The sequence below is a fragment of the Marinithermus hydrothermalis DSM 14884 genome (genome assembly GCF_000195335.1).
In the GTDB taxonomy this organism is placed as follows: domain Bacteria; phylum Deinococcota; class Deinococci; order Deinococcales; family Marinithermaceae; genus Marinithermus; species Marinithermus hydrothermalis.
Genome location: NC_015387.1, coordinates 1 through 20,723 on the forward strand (window position 1 = coordinate 1; position 20,723 = coordinate 20,723).

At 68.9% G+C, this 20,723-nt stretch carries 19 protein-coding genes and 1 tRNA gene; 12 read left to right on the forward strand and 8 right to left on the reverse strand.

Annotation, left to right across the window (positions count from 1 at the left end):
* Nucleotides 1-44 precede the first annotated feature (44 nt).
* The 4 genes from dnaA to pyk all read left to right on the forward strand — a co-directional run bounded on the left by dnaA (nt 45) and on the right by pyk (nt 5,471).
* Nucleotides 45-1,391, forward strand: coding sequence for a chromosomal replication initiator protein DnaA (gene dnaA / locus MARKY_RS00005; protein ID WP_013702821.1), 1,347 nt, complete (start codon nt 45-47; stop codon nt 1,389-1,391).
* A gap of 269 nt (nt 1,392-1,660) precedes the next feature.
* Nucleotides 1,661-2,746, forward strand: coding sequence for a DNA polymerase III subunit beta (gene dnaN, locus MARKY_RS00010; RefSeq protein ID WP_013702822.1), 1,086 nt, complete (start codon nt 1,661-1,663; stop codon nt 2,744-2,746).
* A gap of 45 nt (nt 2,747-2,791) precedes the next feature.
* Nucleotides 2,792-4,060 (forward strand): phosphopyruvate hydratase, encoded by a 1,269-nt coding sequence (gene eno / locus MARKY_RS00015; RefSeq protein WP_013702823.1) that lies wholly within the window; start codon nt 2,792-2,794, stop codon nt 4,058-4,060.
* The gene (gene pyk, locus MARKY_RS00020) at nt 4,050-5,471 is read left to right on the forward strand and encodes a pyruvate kinase (RefSeq protein WP_013702824.1); all 1,422 of its coding nucleotides are present in this window, start codon (nt 4,050-4,052) and stop codon (nt 5,469-5,471) included. The genes eno and pyk overlap by 11 nt, the downstream gene beginning before the upstream one ends.
* 8 nt (nt 5,472-5,479) lie before the next feature.
* On the opposite strand, the gene MARKY_RS00025 is transcribed toward pyk, so the two are convergent.
* Nucleotides 5,480-6,166: a hypothetical protein gene (locus MARKY_RS00025; protein ID WP_013702825.1), complete on the reverse strand. Its 687-nt coding sequence runs from the start codon at nt 6,164-6,166 to the stop codon at nt 5,480-5,482.
* A gap of 63 nt (nt 6,167-6,229) precedes the next feature.
* Entirely contained in the window at nt 6,230-8,065 is a 1,836-nt protein-coding gene (locus MARKY_RS00030) for a peptidylprolyl isomerase (protein ID WP_013702826.1), read from the reverse strand.
* A gap of 44 nt (nt 8,066-8,109) precedes the next feature.
* Here MARKY_RS00030 and MARKY_RS00035 point away from each other — a divergent pair.
* The 3 genes from MARKY_RS00035 (at nt 8,110) to MARKY_RS00045 (ending at nt 10,223) form a co-directional block, all read left to right on the forward strand.
* Nucleotides 8,110-8,186, forward strand: a tRNA-Arg gene (locus MARKY_RS00035).
* Nucleotides 8,187-8,251: 65 nt separating this feature from the next.
* On the forward strand, nt 8,252-9,388 hold the full coding sequence (locus MARKY_RS00040; protein WP_013702827.1) for an MFS transporter: 1,137 nt from the start codon (nt 8,252-8,254) through the stop codon (nt 9,386-9,388).
* A gap of 10 nt (nt 9,389-9,398) precedes the next feature.
* Nucleotides 9,399-10,223: a universal stress protein gene (locus MARKY_RS00045; protein ID WP_013702828.1), complete on the forward strand. Its 825-nt coding sequence runs from the start codon at nt 9,399-9,401 to the stop codon at nt 10,221-10,223.
* A 4-nt stretch (nt 10,224-10,227) separates the two neighbouring features.
* On the opposite strand, the gene MARKY_RS00050 is transcribed toward MARKY_RS00045, so the two are convergent.
* On the reverse strand, nt 10,228-10,572 hold the full coding sequence (locus MARKY_RS00050) for a phage holin family protein (protein WP_013702829.1): 345 nt from the start codon (nt 10,570-10,572) through the stop codon (nt 10,228-10,230).
* On the reverse strand, nt 10,572-10,973 hold the full coding sequence (locus MARKY_RS00055) for a PspC domain-containing protein (RefSeq protein WP_013702830.1): 402 nt from the start codon (nt 10,971-10,973) through the stop codon (nt 10,572-10,574). The genes MARKY_RS00050 and MARKY_RS00055 overlap by 1 nt, the downstream gene beginning before the upstream one ends.
* Before the next feature lie 95 nt (nt 10,974-11,068).
* Here MARKY_RS00055 and MARKY_RS00060 point away from each other — a divergent pair, with 95 nt between their 5' ends.
* The 5 genes from MARKY_RS00060 to MARKY_RS12155 are packed head-to-tail and all read left to right on the forward strand — an operon-like array spanning nt 11,069 to nt 15,070.
* Complete coding sequence (locus MARKY_RS00060; protein ID WP_013702831.1) at nt 11,069-11,644, forward strand: TetR/AcrR family transcriptional regulator; 576 nt, start codon at nt 11,069-11,071, stop codon at nt 11,642-11,644.
* Nucleotides 11,637-12,509: a heme ABC exporter ATP-binding protein CcmA gene (gene ccmA, locus MARKY_RS00065; RefSeq protein ID WP_013702832.1), complete on the forward strand. Its 873-nt coding sequence runs from the start codon at nt 11,637-11,639 to the stop codon at nt 12,507-12,509. The genes MARKY_RS00060 and ccmA overlap by 8 nt, the downstream gene beginning before the upstream one ends.
* On the forward strand, nt 12,502-13,620 hold the full coding sequence (locus MARKY_RS00070; protein ID WP_013702833.1) for an ABC transporter permease: 1,119 nt from the start codon (nt 12,502-12,504) through the stop codon (nt 13,618-13,620). The genes ccmA and MARKY_RS00070 overlap by 8 nt, the downstream gene beginning before the upstream one ends.
* A gap of 8 nt (nt 13,621-13,628) precedes the next feature.
* On the forward strand, nt 13,629-14,414 hold the full coding sequence (locus MARKY_RS00075) for a hypothetical protein (protein ID WP_013702834.1): 786 nt from the start codon (nt 13,629-13,631) through the stop codon (nt 14,412-14,414).
* 17 nt (nt 14,415-14,431) lie between these two features.
* On the forward strand, nt 14,432-15,070 hold the full coding sequence (locus MARKY_RS12155) for an outer membrane lipoprotein carrier protein LolA (RefSeq protein ID WP_148230380.1): 639 nt from the start codon (nt 14,432-14,434) through the stop codon (nt 15,068-15,070).
* Here MARKY_RS12155 and MARKY_RS00085 read toward each other — a convergent pair.
* From MARKY_RS00085 to MARKY_RS11335, 4 genes are all read right to left on the reverse strand, one after another.
* Nucleotides 15,030-16,151 carry a sensor histidine kinase gene (locus MARKY_RS00085; RefSeq protein WP_013702836.1) on the reverse strand — a complete coding sequence of 374 codons (1,122 nt, stop codon included), beginning with the start codon at nt 16,149-16,151 and terminating at the stop codon, nt 15,030-15,032. The two genes, MARKY_RS12155 and MARKY_RS00085, sit on opposite strands and share 41 nt — an antisense overlap.
* A complete protein-coding gene (locus MARKY_RS00090; RefSeq protein WP_013702837.1) occupies nt 16,148-16,816 on the reverse strand; it encodes a response regulator transcription factor in 669 nt (222 codons plus the stop codon). The genes MARKY_RS00085 and MARKY_RS00090 overlap by 4 nt, the downstream gene beginning before the upstream one ends.
* A gap of 27 nt (nt 16,817-16,843) precedes the next feature.
* Nucleotides 16,844-17,458 (reverse strand): hypothetical protein, encoded by a 615-nt coding sequence (locus MARKY_RS00095; RefSeq protein ID WP_013702838.1) that lies wholly within the window; start codon nt 17,456-17,458, stop codon nt 16,844-16,846.
* A 77-nt stretch (nt 17,459-17,535) separates the two neighbouring features.
* On the reverse strand, nt 17,536-20,697 hold the full coding sequence (locus tag MARKY_RS11335) for a bifunctional diguanylate cyclase/phosphodiesterase (protein WP_013702839.1): 3,162 nt from the start codon (nt 20,695-20,697) through the stop codon (nt 17,536-17,538).
* Nucleotides 20,698-20,723: the final 26 nt, after the last annotated feature.

Genomic DNA, 20,723 nt, shown 5'->3' on the forward strand with positions numbered 1-20,723 from the left:
AGCCCCCCACACTTCCGCGAGGAAGGGGTGGGGAAGGCGGTAGAATGGAGGGTTGTAGGGGGGTGGGTACCTTGACGCAGGAAAGTATATGGCAGAATGTGCTGAGCTATATCCGCAACAACATCACCGAGGTCGAGTATCACACTTGGTTTGAGCGCATACGCCCGCTGGGCATCCAAGGAGGCGTCCTGGAGCTTGGCGTGCCCACCTCCTTCGCGGGAGAGTGGATCAAGAAGCATTACGCCGACCTGATCCAGGAGGCCCTGCTCCACCTGGGGGCCACCTCTCCCCGGTTCGAGCTCAAAGTGGTTCCAGGAACCCCCGTCCAGGAAGACATCTTCAGCGTATCCACGCAATCCCAGGCCCGAGAGAACCGGCACAAGCTCAACCCCAAGTACACCTTCGAGAACTTTGTGGTCGGGGCCAACAACAACATGGCGCACGCCGCCGCCCTCGCGGTCGCCGAATCCCCCGGCCGGGCGTACAACCCGCTCTTCATCTACGGCGGGGTCGGGCTGGGCAAGACCCACCTGATGCACGCCGTGGGCCATTACGTGGCCCAACGTTTTCCCCACCTCAAGATCGAGTACGTCTCCACCGAAACCTTCACCAACGAACTGATCAACGCGATCCGCGAGGACAAGATGAGCGAGTTCCGCGAGCGCTACCGCTCGGTGGACCTCCTGCTCGTGGACGATATCCAGTTCATCGCGGGGAAGGAGCGCACCCAGGAGGAGTTCTTCCACACCTTCAACGCCCTCTACGAAGCCCACAAACAGATCATCCTGTCCTCGGACCGCCCCCCCAAGGACATCCTCACGCTGGAATCCCGCCTGCGGAGCCGCTTCGAATGGGGCCTCATCACCGACATCCAGCCCCCCGAGCTCGAGACCCGTATCGCCATCCTGAAGATGAACGCGGAGTACCGGGGGATCAGCATTCCGGAGGAGGTGCTCGAGTACATCGCTCGACAGATCACCTCCAACATCCGCGAGCTGGAGGGGGCCTTGATGCGCCTGATCGCCTACGCCTCCTTGAACGGGGTTGAGATCACCAAGCAGGTGGCGGCCCGGGCGCTCTCGGACGTGTTCACCCCGAAGGAAGCTGAGTACAAGGCGGAGGACATCCTGCGGGTGGTGGCCGCACACTACGGTGTGCGCCCCGAGGAGCTGCGTGGGCGCGGGCGCAGTAAGGAGGTCGTCCTACCGCGTCAGGTGGCGATGTACCTGATCCGTGAGCTGACCGGGGCCTCACTTCCGGAAATCGGCCAGTTCTTCCAAGGTCGGGACCATACGACGGTCCTCTACGCCATCCAAAAGGTGCAGGAACTGCGCGAACAGGATCCGGCCATGCGCCAACTGTTGCGCGAGCTTCAGGAGCAGCTGGGGTGACTGTGGATAACCCTGTGGATAAGTCTGTGGATAACCCTGTGGATAAGTCTGTGGATAAGTGGACGAGGTATCCCCCTGTGGATAACCCCCTCAGTTATCCACAGGTTATCCACACGCATCCCCCCAGTTATCCACACGCTCATCCACAGGCAGTTTCCCGCTCCAGACGGCGTTTCTTGGGGTTTTCCACAGTATCCACAGGCCCTACTACGGTTACTACTGAATCTTTTAAAACTAGAAAGCAGTAGTCTTATCTCTTAGGAGGCAGCATGCGCGTACGCATCCCCAAACGAACCCTGGCCGAAGCGATCGGGATTCTTGAACGCATCATCCCAAACCGCAGCAGCAACCCCGTGATCACGCAGCTCTTCCTCCAAGGCCACTCGAGCGGCCTCACCCTCCGCGGAACCAACGGTGAGGTCGACTTGGAGCTCACTGTTACCGCAGAAACGGAAGGCGCGGACGCGTTTCTGGTCCCCGCCCACTTGTTCGGCCAGATCGTACGCGGCCTCCCCGGTGAGCTGGTCGAGCTCAGCGCGGACAATCAGGAGCTCGAGGTGGAAAGCGGCAGCTTCCGCACGCGGCTCGCGACCGCCACTCCGGAGGGCTATCCGGAACTGACCTTCGACGCTCCCATGGAGGCTCGGTTGGCGGCCCCTGAACTCGCGCGGGCGCTCGCGCACGTGCGGTACGCTGCCTCCACCGAGGAGTACCGCGCCATCTTCCGTGGGGTGCAGCTGGAGTTTCACCCCGGGGCGCTTCGCGCCGTGGCGTCGGACGGGTTTCGCCTCGCGCGCTATGACCTGGCCACCCGCACCGAGTTCGTAAAGAAGCTCGTGGTGCCGGCTCGGAGCGCGGACGAGATCATCCGGGTGCTTAAGGACACGGAGGGCGAGGTAGCGGTGGGCGTGACGGAAGGAAAGCTCGTCCTGGCTTCCGAAGCCTTCCGGATGAGCGTGGCGTTGATGGAGGGGGAGTTCCCAGACTACGAGCGGGTCATCCCGCAGCAGTTCGTGGGTGAGGCGGTACTGTCCGCGGAAGCGTTGCGCGAGAGCATCAAGCGCGTCAAAGTCCTTGCGGACAAGAACAACCATCGGATCGACCTCTTCTTTCAAGGGGACGCCCTCGAGGTCGTGGCGGAGGGGGATTACGGCCGGGGGAGTGAGCGGCTTTCGGTGCAGCGAGAGGGGGAGCCGCAGCTCGTTCTGGCGTACAACGCCGAGTACCTGGGGGACGCCCTGAGCCCCGTGGAGGGGCAGGTGCGGATCCGGCTCTCCGGGCCGACCAGCCCCACTGTGATCGAGGCGGTAGAGGACCCGGGGTACTTGGCGGTCGTGGTGCCCCTCCGAGTGTAAACTGAGGGATGGTGTAGAAGCGCTTCCGGCGCTTGGGGAGGATGCATGACGACGATCGTTGAAGTCAAGGCGCGAGAGGTACTCGACTCGCGAGGCAACCCGACGGTGGAGGCCGAGGTCGTGCTGGAAGGTGGCGCGCGCGGGCGGGCGATGGTGCCCTCCGGTGCTTCTACCGGGGCGCACGAGGCCATCGAGCTCCGGGACGGCGGCCCCCGCTACCTAGGAAAAGGCGTGGTGAAAGCCGTCGCCAACGTGAACGAGCGCATCGCCCCCGAGATCGTTGGGCTGGACGCGCTCGACCAGGAGGGAGTGGACTGCGCGATGCTCGAGCTAGACGGCACCCCCAACAAGGCTAACCTCGGCGCGAACGCGATCCTCGCGGTATCGCTGGCCACCGCGCGCGCCGCAGCGGACGCGGTGGGGCTTCCGCTGTACCGTTACCTGGGGGGCGCGCAAGGGACGGTGCTTCCCGTTCCCCTCATGAACGTGATCAACGGCGGCAAGCACGCCGACAACCGCGTGGACTTCCAGGAGTTCATGCTGGCCCCGGCGGGCGCCCCTACCTTCCGCGAAGCGCTCCGCTACGGAGTCGAGGTCTTCCACCACCTCAAAAGCGTGCTCAAAGCCAAAGGGTACAACACCAACGTCGGGGATGAAGGCGGATTCGCCCCCGACCTCAAGAGCAACGAGGAGGCCGTCGAGGTGCTCCTCGAGGCGATCGAAAAAGCCGGCTTCACCCCCGGCAAGGAGGTCTCCCTCGCCCTGGATCCCGCCACGACCGAACTGTACCGGGACGGCCGCTACCACCTCGAGGGGGAGGGGCGGGTCCTAACCTCCGAGGAGATGGTCGAGTTCTGGGCGGCGTGGGTGGAACGCTACCCCATCGTCTCGATCGAGGACGGTCTTGCGGAGGACGACTGGGCGGGGTGGAAACACCTCACCGAACGGGTAGGGGACCGCGTCCAGCTCGTGGGGGACGACTTGTTCGTTACCAACCCCGCGCGGCTCAAGGAAGGGATTGAGCAGGGCGTGGCCAACGCCATCCTGATCAAGGTGAACCAGATCGGAACGCTTTCCGAAACCCTCGAGGCGGTCCGCCTGGCCCAGCGCCACCGCTACCGTGCGGTGATCTCGCACCGCTCCGGCGAGACCGAAGACGCGTTCATCGCCGACCTCGCTGTGGCCGTCAACGCCGGCCAGATCAAGACCGGGTCCGCCTCGCGCTCGGACCGCTTGGCCAAGTACAACCAGCTCCTCCGCATCGAGGAGGCGCTGGGGGCCGCCGCGCGGTTTGTGGGGTACGATGCATTCTAAACGCACCAAGATCGTCGCCACCATCGGCCCGGCCTCGCGCAAGCCCGAGGTACTCGAGGCGATCCTCGAGGCCGGTGTGGACGTGGTGCGGCTGAACTTCAGCCACGGCACTCCCGAGGACCACCGCCGCACGGTCGAGGCGGTACGCGAGCTTTCTGAACGCCTCGGGAAGACCGTGGCGGTGCTGCAGGACCTGCAGGGGCCCAAGATCCGCGTGGGGCGCTTCAAGGACGGGGCGGTCGAACTCGAGGTCGGCCAGGCCTTCATCCTGACCACCGAGGAGGTCGAGGGGGACGAGAAGCGGGTCTCCGTCTCGTACAAGGGCCTTCCCGGGGACGTGGAGGAAGGCCAGGTCCTGCTCCTCGACGACGGTAACCTCCGCTTGCGCGTCACCCGCGTCGAGGCCGACGCGATCCACACGGTCGTCGAGGTCGGGGGGCGCCTGTCCAACAACAAAGGGATCAACATCCCCGGCCGGGACCTCTCCATCCCCGCCCTCACCGACAAGGACATCGAGGACCTCGCGCTCGGCGTGGAGCTCGGGGTTGACTGGGTAGCCATGAGTTTCGTGCGGAGCCGCGACGACCTGCTCCTCGCCCGGCACTACCTGACCCGGTACGGCTCGAGCGCCAAGCTCATGGCCAAGATCGAAAAACCCAGCGCGGTGGAGCGCTTCTCCGAGATCCTGGAGGAGGCCGACGGGATCATGGTGGCCCGCGGGGATCTGGGCGTGGAGATGCCGCCCGAGGAGGTGCCCATCGTGCAGAAGCGCCTGATCGAGCGGGCGCGCGCCGCGGGCAAGCCGGTGATCACCGCCACGCAGATGCTCGAGTCCATGATTCAGAACCCGCGCCCGACACGCGCAGAGGCCTCCGACGTAGCCAACGCGATCTTCGACGGGACGGACGCGGTGATGCTCTCGGCGGAGACCGCGGCGGGCAGCCACCCGGTCGCCGCGGTGGAGATGATGCGCCGGGTGGCCCGCGTGGTCGAAGGGGCGCCTGAGTTCATCGATCGGCTGGTCGGGATGCGCCCTGAACCGAACCACACCACGCAGGATGCGGTGGCCCTCGCGGCCTGCGAGGTGGCCGAGTCCCTGCCCGCCCGGTGCATCGTCGTCTTTACCGCGACCGGGTCGTCCGCATGGCGGGTGGTACGGAACCGGCCGCGGGTGCCGGTTCTGGGCTTGACACCGAACCCGCGGGTGCGGAACCAGATGGCCCTTGCTTTCGGGCTCACCCCGATGCTCGCGCCGGACGCGCACAACACCGACGAGATGGTGCGCATCGCGGTGGATCACGCTAAGGCCGCGGGGCTCGCGGACCCCGGGGACCGCATCGTGATCACCGCGGGCGTGCCCTTTGGCGGGCGGGGCACCACAAACATGGTCTGGGTGGAGCGGGTGCGCTGAACCGGGCGTTACTCGCCCAGCTTGCGTTTAAGGTACCGTTCGAGGCCCTCGAGCTGCTGCCGAAGGCGGGTCTGCTCCTCCAGAAGGGCCTCGAGCTTCGCTTCTAGGTAGTTCGTGGTGGGGGCGATGGGAAAGGCCTTGTGCAGCAAGGCCGTGGTGCCGCACCGCGGGCAGGAGAGGGTGGCTGGGGAGATGGACGGGCTGTACAGGATGCGCGTGCGGTCGGTGGGGCACAACAAGTACTTTTCCCCGGCGGTCTCGCCTTTGCGGATGCGTTCAGCGAGCGCCTGGGCCTCCTCGAGGGTGAACCCGGCGTAAAAATCCCCCCGGATTTCCTTCAGGCCGACCGGCACGGTCTCGCGGGTGGCGGTGAGATCGGACTTTAATCCCCCCCGCGGCGGCACCCAGGCGAGGCCGTTCCACTTCAGGTGCCGCAGGTGCCGCTTGCCGTTCTTGTCCTCGATCTCCACGATCAGCGTGACCTCGGGGTCCCGAGGGTAGTAAAAAAAACGCACCGCCCGAACCCCTTCCAGGCCGGGTTGCGGGGGCAGCGTGTACGCGAGCGGCCCTTCCCCCCGTTCAGGGTACCCTACGAGGCGCTCGAGGTCCTGGCGCGTGAGCCCCGGGTGCTCCACATCCCCCTCAAGGATGGCCCGCACCTTCTCGAAGGCTCGCTCCAGGCCTGTATCCCCCATGCCCTTAGTCTACCCTAAGCCTGCCGGCCGGGAGGGCCCGGCCGGCGGGAGTGCGGGGAAGGGTTACGGCTGCGTTTCGGCGGGTTCTTCCGAGCTCGGCGCGGGGGCGGTCTCGCCCTCGCCGTTGGACTCGTTCGCCTCCTCCGCAGGCGGGGCGAGCTCGGCCAGCACCTCGGTCAGGCGGTTTTCGATCTGGGCGTTCTCGCGGAGTTCGTCCAGCCACTCGTTGGCGATCCGGTTGCGTTTCTGCGCCAAGGCCAGGGCGCGTGCTTCGTCCTGGACCTCCTCGAAGGGGCGCAGTACCTCGGGCTTTTGGTCGTTCACCAGAGCGACCTGGAAGGTGCCGTCCTCGAGCTCGATCAGCTCCGACACCTTCCCTTCGGGGCTTTCCGCGAAGGTGGCCTCGCTGAAGAAGATCAGCTGGTCGAGGACCGGGGGGAGCTGCCGGGGGTTGACCGTGCCGTAGTCCACCACCTCCCCGCCGAGCTCCTGGGCGAGGTCCTCCAGGGCTTCCCCTTCGATGAGGCGCGCGCGGAAGGTCTCTGCGCTTTCCTTGTCCTGGAAGGTCACCGCCTTGACCTGGGCCGAGGCCGGGATGACGAAGCGCTGCGGGTTCTCGTTGTAGAAGGTGCGCACCTCCTCCTCGCTGACCGTGACGTCCAGCGTCTTCCAAAGGCGTACGTCCCGCGCGCGTTCCTCCTGGGTGCCCACGAAGGGCTGCCCGCTTTTTTCAGCTTCCTGGAGGAGAAGGGTGCGGGCGATGAGCTGGTCCAGCGAGGCGGGGAAGAAGAACTGCACCGCGAGCTGCCCGAGCCCCTGCTGGATCAGCTGGGGTACCTGCTGGTCGCTGAAGACGAGCTCGGCCACCTTGCGGAGCGGGATCTCCTCCCCGTTCACCGTGGCGACCACGGGGTTTACGTACTGGAAGAGGTTCAGGTCCGCGAACTTCACCGTAGCGCGGGCGCGCACCGCCTCGAGGTAGTCCTCCACCGCCTGGCGCTGTTTGGCGGCCAGCGCGTCGGCCCGCACCGCGTCGGCCACCTCCTCGAAGCTCGCGTCCCCGCCCGGCAGGAAGGCCTCCACCTGCACGAGGTGGTACCGCCCGCCCGCCTCGATCACGTCGGTCAGGCCGCCCTCCTTGAGGGCGAAGGCTGCGTCGGCCACCGGTTTGGGGAAGACGATCCGCGTGACCGGCTGCGGCTCGTCTGAGCCCGCTTCCGCCCCGACCGCGCCGCCCTGCTCCGCCGCGACCTTGGAGTACTCGCGGGCGAGCGCGGCGAACTCCTCGCCGGCCAGGGTCCGTTCGCGTAGCTCGCGGGCCAACGCCTCGTCGTCCACCACGATCTGCCGCGCCTTGATGCGGTCCTCCGTGCGGTAGGTGTCCTTGTGCAGCGTGAAGTAGAAGCGGGCCTCCTCCTCGCTCAGCTCGACCTGCTCGCGGATCTGTTCGAGCCGCTTGTTGATGCGTAGTTGCGTGCGGATCTCGTCGCGCAGGGTCGCGTCGGTGTACCCGATCTGCTGGAGGAAGTCGCTGTAGTCCTGGCGGGTCTCCAGGCCGAAGCGCTCCCGAATCTGGTCCACCTGTTGGCGGACCTTGCTGTTCGAAACGCGGACCCGCGCGGCGTCCTGCGCGAGGGCCTTGAGCAGGATGACCTGCTCGAGGAAGTAGGTATCGATCAGGGGTTTCAGCGCGCCTTCAGGGTTGAGCGCGAACAACGGCGTGGTTTGCTGCAGCCGGGCGAGCTCGAGCTCGCGCACGGGTTCGCCGTTCACCCAGAGCACGGTGCGCCCTTCTTGCTGGGGGTTGCCTTGCGGGGTGAAGAGGAAGATCGTGCCCAGCGCGAAGGCGACGGCAAGGATCCCGAAGATCACGGTAATCGCACGTTTGCTGACTCTCACTTGACGGCCTCCTTCAAGTAATGCTACATTAACGGGTGCTGAGTGCGCCCGTAGCTCAGCTGGATAGAGCGTTGGCCTCCGGAGCCAAAGGTCAGAGGTTCGAGTCCTCTCGGGCGCACCACATTCTTTTTATACGCGCTTAAGCTAAGCACCCGATGAATGGTTCGCACGAGGGGATTCTAGCACATGCTTCCGCTCTTTTTGGCCTGGTTGCACGCCACGAACGACATGTTCTCCGCTTTTCTCGCCCCGATGCTGCCGCGTTTGATGGAGGCCCTCGGGGTGGGGTTGGGCGTGGCCGCCACCCTCGTCTCCGCGTACGCGGTCTCCTCGAGCCTCCTCCAGCCCCTCGCGGGCCTGGTGGCGGACCGGACGGACCGGCGCTGGCTTGCCGCGCTCGGCCCGGTGCTCGTCGCGTTGGGACTGGGTGCGCTCGGGTGGTGGCCCGGGTACGGGGCGCTCATCGTCATGCTCGCCCTCGCGGGGCTGGGCTCGGCCTTGTTCCACGCCGCCGGCGCCGCGCTCGTCGCCCAGTACACCCCGCCCGAACGGCGGGGGTTTTGGATGAGCGCGTTCAGCTCGAGCGGGGTTGTGGGGATGGCGCTCGGGCCGCTGGTCTCGGTGGGGGCGGCCCAGGCGTTCGGGCTCAAGGGGTTGCTCTACCTGGTGCCCCTCGCGCTCGTGCCGGCCCTGGCCTTCCTGCGCGCCGCTCCTCCCGTGCGGCTTGAGGCGCGCCCGCCGGGGTTGGGGGCGCTCGCGCGGGTCTTTCGGGGGGATGTGGCGCGGCTTTGGGGGATGGGGGTGCTGCGCTCCCTGGTCTTCATGAGCTACGCCACCACCCTCCCCGTCTGGTTCGTGGCCCAGGGGTTGGGGGAGGCCCGTGCGGCGGTGGCGCTTTCGGTCTACAGCCTGGCCGCTGCGGTGGGCGGGGTGCTTGGGGGGAGCGCCTCGGACCGCTGGGGGCGCAAGCGGGTCCTGGTCGGCACCCTCGTCGCGAGCCTGCCGCTGTACTACCTCGTGCTCCTCCTGCCGCTCGGGACGCTTGAGCACCTCGTGGCCCTCGCCCTGGCCGGCGCGGTGATGAACGCCAACCTCCCGGTCGCGGTTGTGATGGCTCAGGAGCGCGAACCCGAGCAGATCGCGACGGTCTCCGGGCTGTTGATGGGGTTCACCTGGGGGTTCGCCGGTTTGGCGTACAGCTTGGTTGGCCCGCTGATCGAGGGGTTCGGGGTGCTCCCGGTCCTCGCAGGGCTGGGAGGGTTGTTGGTGCCCGCGGTGTATCTGGCCGGGCGCACGGCGGACCCCCGCGTAGAATGGGCGTAAGGAGGTCCGCATGATTCGCCGCATCCTACTCGCGACCGACGGCTCCGCGCCCGCCATGGCGGCCGAAGCCTTGGCGGAGTACCTTGCCTACACCCTGGAAGCGGAGCTGGTGGCGCTCTACGTCAAGGACGCGCGCCTGATCCGCTTCCCTGAACTCCTCGACCTCGGCGCGTTTTCCGTGCCCCTCACGGTACGCCACGAGGAGCTCGAGGAAGCCCTCGAGGCTCGAGCGCGGGCGGTGCTGGACCGGCTCGAAGCTTCCGCGAAGGCCGCGGGAGTGGCCTTTGTTCCGGCGTTGCGCACCGGGGTGCCGTACCGGGTGATCGCGGAGGAGTCCCGCGCGGCGGACCTCGTGGTCATGGGGCGGGCCGGGGAGGCGCACGGGCACGAGGTGACCGGGGTGGGCAGTACGGTGGAGCGGGTGGCCCGTGTGGCGGCGGTGCCGGTGCTCGTTACGGGGCTGGATTACGCCAAGCCCGAGCGCCTGCTCCTGGGGTATGACGGCTCCCCTTCGGCGACGCGAGCACTGCACGCGGTCGCGGACCTGGCGGAAGGCTTGGGGCTGCCGGTCTGGGTGGTGAGCGTTTCGGAAGAGCTGGAGCAGGCCGAGGCGCTGGTGCAGGAGGCCGCGGGATACCTCTCGGCGCGCGCCGTGCGGGGCCACACCCGAGCGGTCGGGGGGGATCCCGCCGAGCAACTGATCGAGCTGCAACAGCGTTCGGACCTCTTGGCGATCGGGGCCTTCGGGCGGGGGCGGGTGCGCGAGCTGCTTCTCGGTTCGACCACGGAGCTGGTGCTGCGCCGGGCGGTGGGACCGGTGCTGCTCGTGCGGTAGGGCGCTACTCGAACAGGGCGTTGAGGACGTAACTCACCAGGGAGAGGATCAACGCGCCCCAGAACGCGCCGGCAAACCCCACGACCTCGAGGGCGGTGGCTTGGGCCACGAGGAGGAGGATGAGGGCGTTCACCACCAGGGTGAAGAGCCCCAGGGTCAGCAGGTTGATCGGCAGGGTGAGGAGGAGCAACACGGGGCGCACCAGGGCGTTGGCCAGGCCGAAGATCAACCCGGCCACCAGGTAGTCGAGGAGGCCGCTGCCCGCCGCGAAGTTCACGCCGCTGTAGAGCTGGCTCGTGACCCAGAGGGCGATCGTGTTGAGGAGGAGCCGGGCGAGAAAGGCGCGCATCAGGCCTCCTCCGGGATGAGGATCCAGAAGACCAGGTACAGGAAGACGCCGGTCCCGTACAGGAGTGCGAGCAGGACGAACGCGACCCGGATCAAGAGGGGGTCCACCCTGAACCGGTATGCGAGCCCCCCCGCGATCCCCAGGAGGACGCGGTCCGTTTTGCTGCGGGTGAGGCCGGGGAGGGGCAGAGCAAAGGGGTGCTCCTCCTCCGGGGAGGCCTCGGGCGCGAGGGCCCAGAGCAGCAGGTAGCCAAGCGCCAGGGCGAAGCTCAGGTATGGGAGGATCAGAAGCAGCAAAAACCCCACGCGCAGCCAGGCTGGGTGCACCCCCAGGTAGTTGCCCAGGCCTCCCAGCACCCCGGCGAGGATCCGGTGCCGCCGCGACCGCCGATAACGTTTCATATGCTTAGTCTACCCTGGGGGAAGTTTGAGGCATGGAGGGAGCGGTGGGTGCGGCGGTCTTGACGGGGAAAGGGGACTGCGCATAGCATGAAAGTATGCACTTACATCCTCCTCGGCGTACGGCGGACACCCGGCTCCTGAGCGCCGCCCTCGAGCTCGTCGCCGAGCGCGGGTACCGCGGGGCCACCACCCGCCGGATCGCCGAGCGCGCCGGGGTCGCGGAGGTCACGCTCTTCCGTCGCTTCAAGACCAAAGCCCGACTGGTGGCCGAGGCGGTGCGCTGGGCGACCGCGGACCTGGGCAGCCTCGCGCAGGAGCCGACCGGGGACCTCCGGACCGACCTGGTGCGGCTCGCACGGGTGTACAACGATCTGATCCAGACCCGCCGGGGCCTCGTGCTGCGGATTTTACCCGAACTGGGGCGCGAGCCCGCGCTGCAAAAAGTCTTCCGCGAGGTCATGGAAACACGCCTTGGAGGGGTGTTCGCCCTCTTTCAGCACTACCAGGCTGCGGGCCGCCTCGAGGCCGAACCGGTCGCCGCCCAGGCCCTCGCCTTCCTCGGGCCCCTGTTCGCGCGAAACCTGCTCGGGGAGGCCCTCGGCCTCGAAGTGCCCTTCCAACCGGAGGCGTACGTCGAACGCTACCTTGTGGGGAGGGAACGACGTGATTAAGGCGGAAGGACTCACCCGGCGGTTCGGGGCGCGCCTCGCGGTGGAGAAGGTGAGCTTCGAGGTGCGCCCCGGGGAGGTGTTCGGCCTCGTGGGGCCGAACGGGGCGGGAAAGACCACCCTGGTGCGCCTGCTGACCGGGGTGCTCGCCCCGCACGCGGGCCGGGCCGAGGTCGCGGGGGAGGACGTGACGCGCCGGCCCGAGGCGGTCAAGGCCCGCATCGGGTACGCCACCCAGGACGCCTCGGTCTACCCGGACCTCACGGTGCGCGAGAACCTTGAGTTCCGCGCGGCCCTGTACCTCCCCCCCCAGGAGGTGCCTGCTCGGGTGGCCGAGGTCCTCGAGCGGTTCGGCCTCGAACCCTGGCAGCACCGGCTCGCGGGGGAGCTCTCGGGCGGGTGGCGCCAGCGCCTCTCCCTGGCGCAGGCCTTCGTGCATCGGCCGCGGGTGGCCTTTCTCGACGAACCCACCACCGGCCTCGACCCCCTCGCGCGCCGCGCGGTATGGGACCTGATCTACGCCGAGGCCGCACGCGGTGTGACCGTCCTCGTGACCACGCACTACATGGACGAGGCCGAGCGCTGCCACCGCCTCGGCCTGATCTACCGCGGCCGCCTCGTCGCCCTCGAGACGCCCCAGGCCCTGAAGGCTGCGGCCCAGGCGCGCTACCGCTTCTTCCAAGCTCCGGCCGGCACCGACCTCGAGGCCTTGAAGGCCCGACCGGGCATCTTGGACGCCTGGCCGAGCGGCGCGGGGGTACGGGGGGTGGCCCGAAGCGACGCCGCCCTGGAAGACCTCGAGGTCGTGCCCCCCACCCTGGAGGACGTGTTCAGCGTTCTGGTGATGGAGGAGGAAGCCCGTGCATAGGATGCTCGCCGTCGCGCGTAAAGAGGCCCGCCAGCTTCTGCGGGACCGGGTCCTCCTCCGGGTCATCGTGGGGATGCCCCTCGCGATGCTGCTCCTGTTCGGGTACGCCCTGAACTTCACGCTTAAAGAGGTGCCCCTCGCGGTGTGGGACCAGGCCCAGGACCGCATCAGCCAGAGCCTGCGCCGCGCCCTCGAGGCCGAGGACCGCTTTACGGTCGTTCTCGAGGTCTCTAGCCGCGAAGCCCTGGTGCGCGCGATCAACGCGGAGAAAGCACGGGTGGGCCTCGTGATCCCGGAGGGGGCCTTGGAAGCGGTGCGGGCGGGGGAGGTGCTCGAGCTCGAGGTCTTCGTGGACGGGGCCGACCCCAACTTCGCCTTCCAGGCCGTCGCGAACCTCCAGGAAGCCATCCAATCCTTTAACCAGCGCGTCCTGGCCGCGCGGGCCCTCGCGGGGGAAGCGGTGCGCCCCCCGGTGCGCCTCGAGCGGCACACGCTCTACAACCCGGACAACGAGACCCCGGTCTTCATGGTGCCGGGGATCATCGGGTTGATCCTGACGCAGGTCACGGTCCTCCTCACGGCGCTGGCCGTGGTGCGGGAGAAGGAAACCCGCATGATGGAGGCGTTGATCGCCACCCCCGTGCGCCCGCTGGAGGTCGTGCTGGGCAAGGTCCTGCCCTACCTGGTCCTGGCCTTCGTGGACGCGCTGCTGATCCTCGCGGTGGGGCACTACCTCTTCGGCGTGCCGATCCGCGGCAGCCTCGCCTTGCTGCTCGGGTTCACCCTGTTGTTCGTCCTGGGCTCGTTGGGGGTGGGGGTCGTGATCTCCACGATCGCCCGTACCCAGGTGCAGGCCGTGTTCGGCACCGTGGCCTACTTCTTCCCCTCGATCTTCCTCTCCGGGTTCGTCTTCCCCATCGAGGGGATGCCCCCCGTCTTCCAGGCCCTGACCTACGGGATTCCCCTGCGGTACTTCCTCGACGTGCTGCGCGGCGTGATGCTACGCGGGGTGGGCCTTGAGGCGCTCGGGCTTGAGGCCGGCGCCCTCCTCGCGTTTGGGGTGGGGATGGTGCTTCTGGCCGCGCGGCGGTTCTCGAAGCACCTCACGTAGGAGGCGGTATGCGGCTGGTGGTGCTGGGGTTCTTGCTAGGGTTGGCGTGGGCGCAGCCGGTAGAGGTGGGTCTCGAGGCCACCCCGAACGCCGTTGCTTTCACGGTCGCGGCGCAGGCGCGCCTCGCGGACTGGACCGTTTCCGGCTGGACGCGCCTGCCCTTTACGGAAGGCGCGAGCGTGGGGGTCGGCGCGGCGTACGCCCTCGAGTTCGGCCCCGCAGGGCGCGGCGAGGTGGCGGGACGGGGGTTCGTGGACCTCGCGGACGGCGGGTACTGGGTGGAGGGGCGGGCCGCTGGCGCATTGGGCGGCGTGGCCCTCGAGGGCACCTTCGGGTACAGCACGCGGCTCGCGCGGCGATTCTGGCCGGAGGCTCCGGAGACGCAAGGCGGGTACGCGGCCCTCGAGGCGCGCTACCGCCTGGTGCGCACGCGGACCCTCGAGGCGCGGCTGGGGTACGGGGAGGGACGGGTCTGGGGCGAGGCCCTCCTCGAGGCGCGCGCCCGGAGCGAGACGCAGGCCTGGGGGGTGGGCGTGCGGGAGGGACCGTACGCCGCGGCGCGCTGGAAAGGCCGCGTGGAGGAGGGGCTGGTGGAGGTGGCGGCCCGTGTAGGGAGCGTGAATGAGCTGGGGGTGAGCTTCTTCACGCGGGAGGTTAAGGTGACGCTCACGCTCGCCCTACCCCCGACGGCTACCGTTAGGGTAACGCGGGGCGGGTACTGGGTGTGGGCCCGGGCCGAGCCGGGCGCGTACGCCCTGTGGGGCGGGTACCGTTGGGAGTTGGGAGGACGCTGATGGGACGCATAGGGTTAGTGCTTGCGCTATGCCTAGGCCTGGGGCTCGCGCTCGCGCAGAGCGCGGAAGAGGTGCTGGACCGAGTACAGGCGACCCTCGAGGCCGGTCCGTGGACAGCGCGCGTCGCGGGTCGGATCCTTACGCCGGACGGGAGCCTGCAAGAGGCGGAGATGGTCCTGAAGGTGGTTCCGGAGGCGGAGGTCGCGCGGGTGGACTTCATCCAGCCTGACGCGCTCGCGGACAACTACGTGGTGATCACGCCGGAGGAGGTGTACAACTACCTGTTCCTCACCAACCAGGTCGTGGTCTACCCGCGAGAGCGCGCACGGGTGGAGGGGCTGGGTTTTGATTTCTCCCGGGCGAACCTGGACGAGCTCTTGGGGCGGGGGGACGTCGTGTGGCGGCTCGAGGGGGTGGAGCCGACCCCCGAGGGGGAGGCCTGGAAGTTGGTGGGCACGGCGGACGCGCTGGAGCTCGGGTTCGCCGAGGTAGGGTTTTGGGCGCTGAAGGCGGAGGCCCGGCCGTACCGGATGGTGCTGCGGAACGCGGAGGGCGAGGTGGTGGCCGAACTGGACTGGGTCGAGTGGCGCCGGGCGGACCTGACCGTGGAGGCCCTCAAGTCCTTCCCCCTGGACGCGGAGGTGATCCGGAAATAGGGAGGCGCACCCGGAAGACCGCCCCACCCTCGGGGCGGTTCATGGCCTCCACCCGGCCCCCGTGCGCCTCGACGAGCGCCTTTACGATCGCCAGGCCAATCCCCGAGCCTCCAAAGGCCCGGCTGCGTGCGGGGTCCGGCCGGTAGAACCGTTCGAACACGTGCGGCCGGTGCGCTTCGGGGATGCCGGGACCGGTGTCGGCCACCTCGAGCACCGCCGCCCCCTCGGCGTGCACCCCCACCGCGATGCACCCTCCGGCGGGCGTGTGGCGCAGGGCGTTGTCCAGGAGGTTCAAGAGCACCTGCCGCAGCCGGCCCGGGTCCGCGTGCACCGTGACGGGCGCGGCCGTCACCACAAGCCGCACCCCTTTGGCCGCGGCGCGCGGAGCAAAACCCTCCGCGACGCGCCGGACGAGGTCCCGAAGGGGAACGTCCTCCCGGGCGAGCTCGAGCCCCCCGGCCTCCGCGAGGGATAACAGGCGCAGGTCTCCCACGAGCCGGGCGAGGAGGTCCACCTCCTCCACCAACCGCTCGAGGGTCTCGGGGTCGGGGGAGAGCAGGCCGTCGGCCAGGGCTTCCAGTTCGCTTTTCAACACGGTAAGCGGGGTGCGTAGCTCATGGGCGATGTCCGCCACCAGCCGCCGCGTCTGCGCCTCCTCGGCGGCGAGCCGGTCCGCGAGGGCGTTGAAGGCCCGGGCGAGCTCGGCGAGCTCGCCAGGTCCGTCCGCCCGCACCCGCACCGCGCGCGCGCCCGCCGCGTACCTCCGGGTGGCGCGCGTGAGGGCCTCGATGGGGCGCGCGAACCGCCACGCCAGGTACCCCCCGGTGCCGAGGGCCACCGCGAGGGCGATCAGCGTGGCCTGCCAGGTAGCGGCCCGGAGCTCGAGGAGCAGCCGCTGCTGCGCGCGCAGCAGCGGCGGGGGCGGGGAGGGGGGCGCGCCGAGCGCCAGGCGCGGCACCTCCCGCTCGAGGAAGCGGTTGACGCGCGCCTGGAAGGAGCGGTGCAGGATGAAGCTGGAAAGACCCGCGGCGAACACCGCCACCAGCACGAAGGCCAGGACCAACCGCGCGGCGATCCTCATGGGCGCAACCGGTACCCCACCCCGCGTACCGTTTCGATCTGCGCGCCGCACGGCCCCAAGCGGCGGCGCAGGTTCTTCACGTGCGCGTCCACGGTGCGCGCGTCCGCGTCCCCGTCCCCGAGCTGGGCTAACAACTCCGCGCGGGGCACGGCCCGCCCGGCCTCCCGGGCGAGCGCGGCCAAAAGGCGCAGCTGGGCGGGGGAGAGAGGGAGAGGCTGACCGGCGCACCGCGCTTCGAAGGCTTCCAGGTCCACCTCGAGCCGCCCCACGGTGTAGCGCTCGGGTGCGCGTACGCGCCCCTTGGCGCGGCGTAGGACCGCCTTGACGCGCGCCACGACCTCGCGCGGGCTGAAGGGCTTCGTCACGTAATCATCCGCGCCCAGTTCGAGGCCCACCAGCCGGTCCGTTTCCTCAGCGCGGGCGGTCACCATGATGATGGGTACGTCGGAGGTCTTGCGGAGGGTGCGGGTGATTTCGAGGCCGTCCGGACCGGGGACCATGAGGTCGAGCAGGATCAGGTCCGGGCGGGTGGCACGCCAAAGCTCGAGCGCGCGCCGCCCGTCCGTGGCGCGCTCGGTGCGGAACCCTTCGCGGCGCAGGTACCGCTCCAGAACCTCCGCGAGGCGCGGTTCGTCCTCCACGATCAGGATCAGCGCCGGCTCCATCCTCCCCGCTATTCTACGCGCCGGGCTTCACCGCTCGGGCCGGCGGTGCGGGAACCGCGGCCGCGGGTGGGGGAAGCGCGGCTTGTCCCTCCCCTCAAGCCCCGGACGCAGCCCTAGGGGCCGCTTGAGCTGCGCCGCCACGCGCGCCTCGAGGTTGGCCTTCAAGCGTTCCGCTTGAGCCTCGGAGAGCACCCCGGCCACGCGTAACTCCTCGATTAGCGCGGTCTGGACGGCCACGAGCCGCGCGGTGAAGGCCTCGAGGTCCACCCCGGCCTCCTGGAGCAGCTCGGCCAGGCTGGGGGTGTCGAGGCGGATCTCCATGGCCTGGAGGCGGCGCTCTAGTAGCTCGGCTCGGACGGGTGCGATCCGGCCTTCCGCACGGGCCACCTCGAGGGCTTCGCGGGCGAGGGCGATCCGCCGGCGCTCGAGCTCGAGGGGGTCGAGGCCCAGCTCCCGCGCGATCTCCCGGGGGGTCTGGCCTTGACGGAGCCGCGCCCGGAGCGCTTCCGGCTCGAGGCCCAGCACCTCCGCGAGCCGCTCGAGCCGGGCGGCGTGCGGCCGTTCAGCCTTGGGAGGGGCGGCCAGCCCCACGCCGAGGGCGCTTACCGTTAGGGCTAAAAGCATCCAGGTGCGTTTACGCATCCCAACCTCCTTTCGCTTTTAGGGTAGGGGGCGTTGCATGAAATTATGGGGAAGGAACGGTGAACCTTCGGTGAAGGTTAGGCCTCGGGGCGTGTCGAGGTGGCGAGGGGTTCCGGGCGACCGGTGAGGTACCCTTGGACGAGGTCGCACCCCGCGGCGCGCAACCACTCGAGCTGGGCAGGGGTTTCCACGCCTTCGGCTAGGGCCCGCGCGCCCAGGTGATGCGCGAGAGTGATGAGCGCTCGGGAGAGGCTCGCGTCCTTGGGGTGGTGGGGCAGGCCCTGGATGAACTCCCGATCGATCTTGAGGAGGTCCACGGCCAGGCCCTGCAGGCCCTCGAGGGCGGCGCGCCCCTTGCCGAAATCGTCCAGGGCGAGCCGCACCCCGAGGCTTTGGAGGGCCTGGAGGGCGTCCCCCGCCTCGTGGAGCGCTTGGTCCTCGGTGACCTCCAGCAGCAGGCGCTGGGGGGGGAGGGCGTGCGTTTCGAGGAGGCCCTCGAGGTACCTCGGGAACTCCGGGTCGCAGAGCGAGGGGGTCGAGAGGTTGACCGCGACCCACTGGGAGGCGGGCCAGGCGCTGGACTGGCGCACGGCTTGTTGGAGGACCCAGCGGTCGAGCTCGCGGCCCAAGCCCGCCTGCTTTGCCAGGGGGAGGAAGTGCGCGGGACGGAGCTCGCCGTGCTGGGGGTGCCACCAGCGAAGGAGAGCTTCCCGCCCGACCAGGCGCTGGTCCTCCACTGCCCGCACAGGCTGGTAGTGCAGGACGAGTCCCCCCTCCTGGAGGGCTCGGCGCAGCTCGACCTCGAGTTCGGCGGGGGTTTGGGGGGGGTGGGCCGGATCGGGGGCGTAGAACTGAAACCCGCGGTGCTCGTTCTTCGCGCGGTACATGGCGGCGTCGGCGCGGCGCATCAAGGTTTCGAAGGTGCTGCCGTCCTGAGGGTAGAGGGCGATGCCGATGCTGACCTCGACGCTTACGGTATGCCCCCGAACGCTAAACGGCTGACGCAGCGCCTTGACAAGCCGTTCAGCGGACCGGCTGGCCTCTTCCTGGCCGGCCTCGGTGAGGAGGAGGACGAACTCGTCCCCGCCGAGGCGGGCGAGGGTGTCGCTTTCCCGCACGAAGCGGCGCAGCCGGGCGGCGACCTGGGCGAGCAGCTCGTCCCCGGCCTCGTGTCCTAGGGAGTCGTTCACCTGCTTGAAGCGGTCCAGGTCCAGGTACAGCAAGGCCAGGGACTCGCCGTACCGCCGGGCGTGGGTGATGGCCTGCTGCGCGCGCTCCTGGAGGAAGCGGCGGTTCGCGAGCTGGGTCAGGGGGTCGTAGTAGGCCAGCTGCTCGACCTGCGCCTCGTAACGCTTCCGCTGGGTTACGTCCCGCGCGTTGATCACGATGCCGCGCACGCTAGAGTCGTGCAGCAGGTTCTTGCCGCGAACCTCGAGCCAGCGGTACGTGCCGTCCCCGTGCCGTGCGCGGAACTCGTGGATGAGCAGCTTACCGGGGTGTTGGAGGACCCGCTCGAGGGCCTGGTCCGCTTCACCGCGGTCCGCTTCGTGGATCAGCTCGATGAAGGGCCGGCCGGTGAGTTTCCGCGGGGGGTGGCCCAGGAGCTCCTGGACCGAGGGGCTCACGTACCGCACCTGCCCGCGGGCGTCCAGCACGTAGGTGATGTCCGAGCTGTGCTGCACGAGAGCACGAAACCGCTGCTTGCTGCGGCGTAGGGCTTCTTCCAGGCGTTTTTGCCGGGTGACGTCGCGAAAGAACCAGACCCGCCCTCCCGCCGGGGTACCCCCGCCTTTGAGGGGGGCGCTGTGCACCTCGAGGATCCGCCCGTCGCGAAGCGTGAGCGTTGCCTGCACCACCGCCTGGGGGTGCTCGTGTAGGCGCAGCAGGCCGTGAAGCGTTCGGTCCGGGGCGACGGTTTTTTGCGCGAGGGTGCGCGGGAGGGTGGGGGGGGCAGCGTGGAGCACCGGTTCGTCGAGCTTCCACATCTCGAGGAAGCGCCGGTTGTAAAACAGCACCTCCCACGAGGGGGCCGCCGCAAGGATGCCCTCAGCGGTGGCCTCGTGAATGTGCGCCAGCAACGAACGCTGAAGGCGCAGCTCACGCTCGCGTTGATGGCGCTCGAGGGCCGCGCCGATACTGGCGGCAAGGGCGTGGAGCACGGAGCGTTCGCTTTCAGGCCAGGCGCGTTCCGTCTCGTGGTCCTCGAAGCCGATGAACCCCCAGAACCGCTCTTGCACGAAGATCGGCACCACGAGGAGGGAACGCACACCCTGGGCCTCGAGCGCAGCGCGTTCCGCCTCGGGAAGGGTGCGCACCGCGCTGCTGATGGCCTGGCCGGAGGCGAGGTGAGCGTACCAGCGCGCGAAGGGAGGATCGGCGTAACGGAGGGGGTTCCCGAGGGGATCGCTCGGCTGCGAGGCCGGCGCGCGCGCCCACTCGAGGCGCGGCACCGCTTCCAGTCCCGTCTCGGCACGGGAGCGGTTCTCGTAGAGGTAGACGCGGTGGACCTCCAGGGCGGTTCCGAGCGTGGCGAGCACCTTGTTGAGCGCCCAGTCCAGATCCCTTCCAGAGAGGAGGAGGTGCGCTGCGCCAGCCGCCTCCCGCAGGAGGCGGTCGTACTGACGGAGGACGGTCTCGACGCGCTTGTGGAAGGTGGTGTTGCGCCCGGTGACGCGCACGCCGCACACCGCGCGGTGGCGGTCCGTCAAGGGGCGCAGCGTGAGCTCGAGCCAGAGGGGGGTACCGTACCGGTCTTGGCAGAGGAGGTCGGACAGTTGCACCGTCTTGCCTTGAAGGGCGTGCTGGAAGGCTTCCCGGAGGAGGGCGGGGTTTTGGGGGGCGAGCAGCGCCTCGAGGGTGAGGTTTCGGGCGTTGGAGCGGCCGAGGAGGTGTTCGGCGGCGGCGTTGAGGTAGTCGACCCGTCCGTCGCGGTCGGTGTGGAGCACCAGGTCCTCAACCGCGTTGAGCGCGGCGTGTTCCCGGGCGGTTTCGCTGCGCTGCGCGTGCTCCAGGAGAAAGGTGCTCGCCGTGAGGGCGAGGGCGGCTGCGGTGCCCAGCAGAGCGAGGGGGCGGGGGGGCAGGCCGGAGTACAGGCCGCCCGCCTGGTACAAGGTTAAAAGGGCGATCGCGAGGGCCAGGAGGTACCAGCCGCCGCGCGCCTGGTGCTGCAGGGCGTACCGCAGGGCCAGCACCGCGGCCGCCAGTTGAAGCAGTGCGGGTAAGGCAAGAATCGGTTCCATAGTGTGGGCACGCAGCCGCGAAGGAA

Bases quoted from the DNA above. Each gene is read 5' to 3' on its own strand.
- eno (WP_013702823.1), top strand. From the start codon at position 2,792: ATGACGACGATCGTTGAAGTCAAGGCGCGAGAGGTACTCGACTCGCGA.
- dnaN (WP_013702822.1), top strand. From the start codon at position 1,661: ATGCGCGTACGCATCCCCAAACGAACCCTGGCCGAAGCGATCGGGATT.
- MARKY_RS00090 (WP_013702837.1), bottom strand. From the start codon at position 16,816: ATGGAGCCGGCGCTGATCCTGATCGTGGAGGACGAACCGCGCCTCGCG.
- MARKY_RS00025 (WP_013702825.1), bottom strand. From the start codon at position 6,166: ATGGGGGATACAGGCCTGGAGCGAGCCTTCGAGAAGGTGCGGGCCATC.
- MARKY_RS00045 (WP_013702828.1), top strand. From the start codon at position 9,399: ATGATTCGCCGCATCCTACTCGCGACCGACGGCTCCGCGCCCGCCATG.
- MARKY_RS00095 (WP_013702838.1), bottom strand. From the start codon at position 17,458: ATGCGTAAACGCACCTGGATGCTTTTAGCCCTAACGGTAAGCGCCCTC.
- MARKY_RS00040 (WP_013702827.1), top strand. From the start codon at position 8,252: ATGCTTCCGCTCTTTTTGGCCTGGTTGCACGCCACGAACGACATGTTC.
- dnaA (WP_013702821.1), top strand. From the start codon at position 45: ATGGAGGGTTGTAGGGGGGTGGGTACCTTGACGCAGGAAAGTATATGG.
- MARKY_RS00055 (WP_013702830.1), bottom strand. From the start codon at position 10,973: ATGAAACGTTATCGGCGGTCGCGGCGGCACCGGATCCTCGCCGGGGTG.
- MARKY_RS11335 (WP_013702839.1), bottom strand. From the start codon at position 20,697: ATGGAACCGATTCTTGCCTTACCCGCACTGCTTCAACTGGCGGCCGCG.
- MARKY_RS00050 (WP_013702829.1), bottom strand. From the start codon at position 10,572: ATGCGCGCCTTTCTCGCCCGGCTCCTCCTCAACACGATCGCCCTCTGG.
- MARKY_RS00060 (WP_013702831.1), top strand. From the start codon at position 11,069: ATGCACTTACATCCTCCTCGGCGTACGGCGGACACCCGGCTCCTGAGC.
- MARKY_RS00075 (WP_013702834.1), top strand. From the start codon at position 13,629: ATGCGGCTGGTGGTGCTGGGGTTCTTGCTAGGGTTGGCGTGGGCGCAG.
- pyk (WP_013702824.1), top strand. From the start codon at position 4,050: ATGCATTCTAAACGCACCAAGATCGTCGCCACCATCGGCCCGGCCTCG.
- MARKY_RS00085 (WP_013702836.1), bottom strand. From the start codon at position 16,151: ATGAGGATCGCCGCGCGGTTGGTCCTGGCCTTCGTGCTGGTGGCGGTG.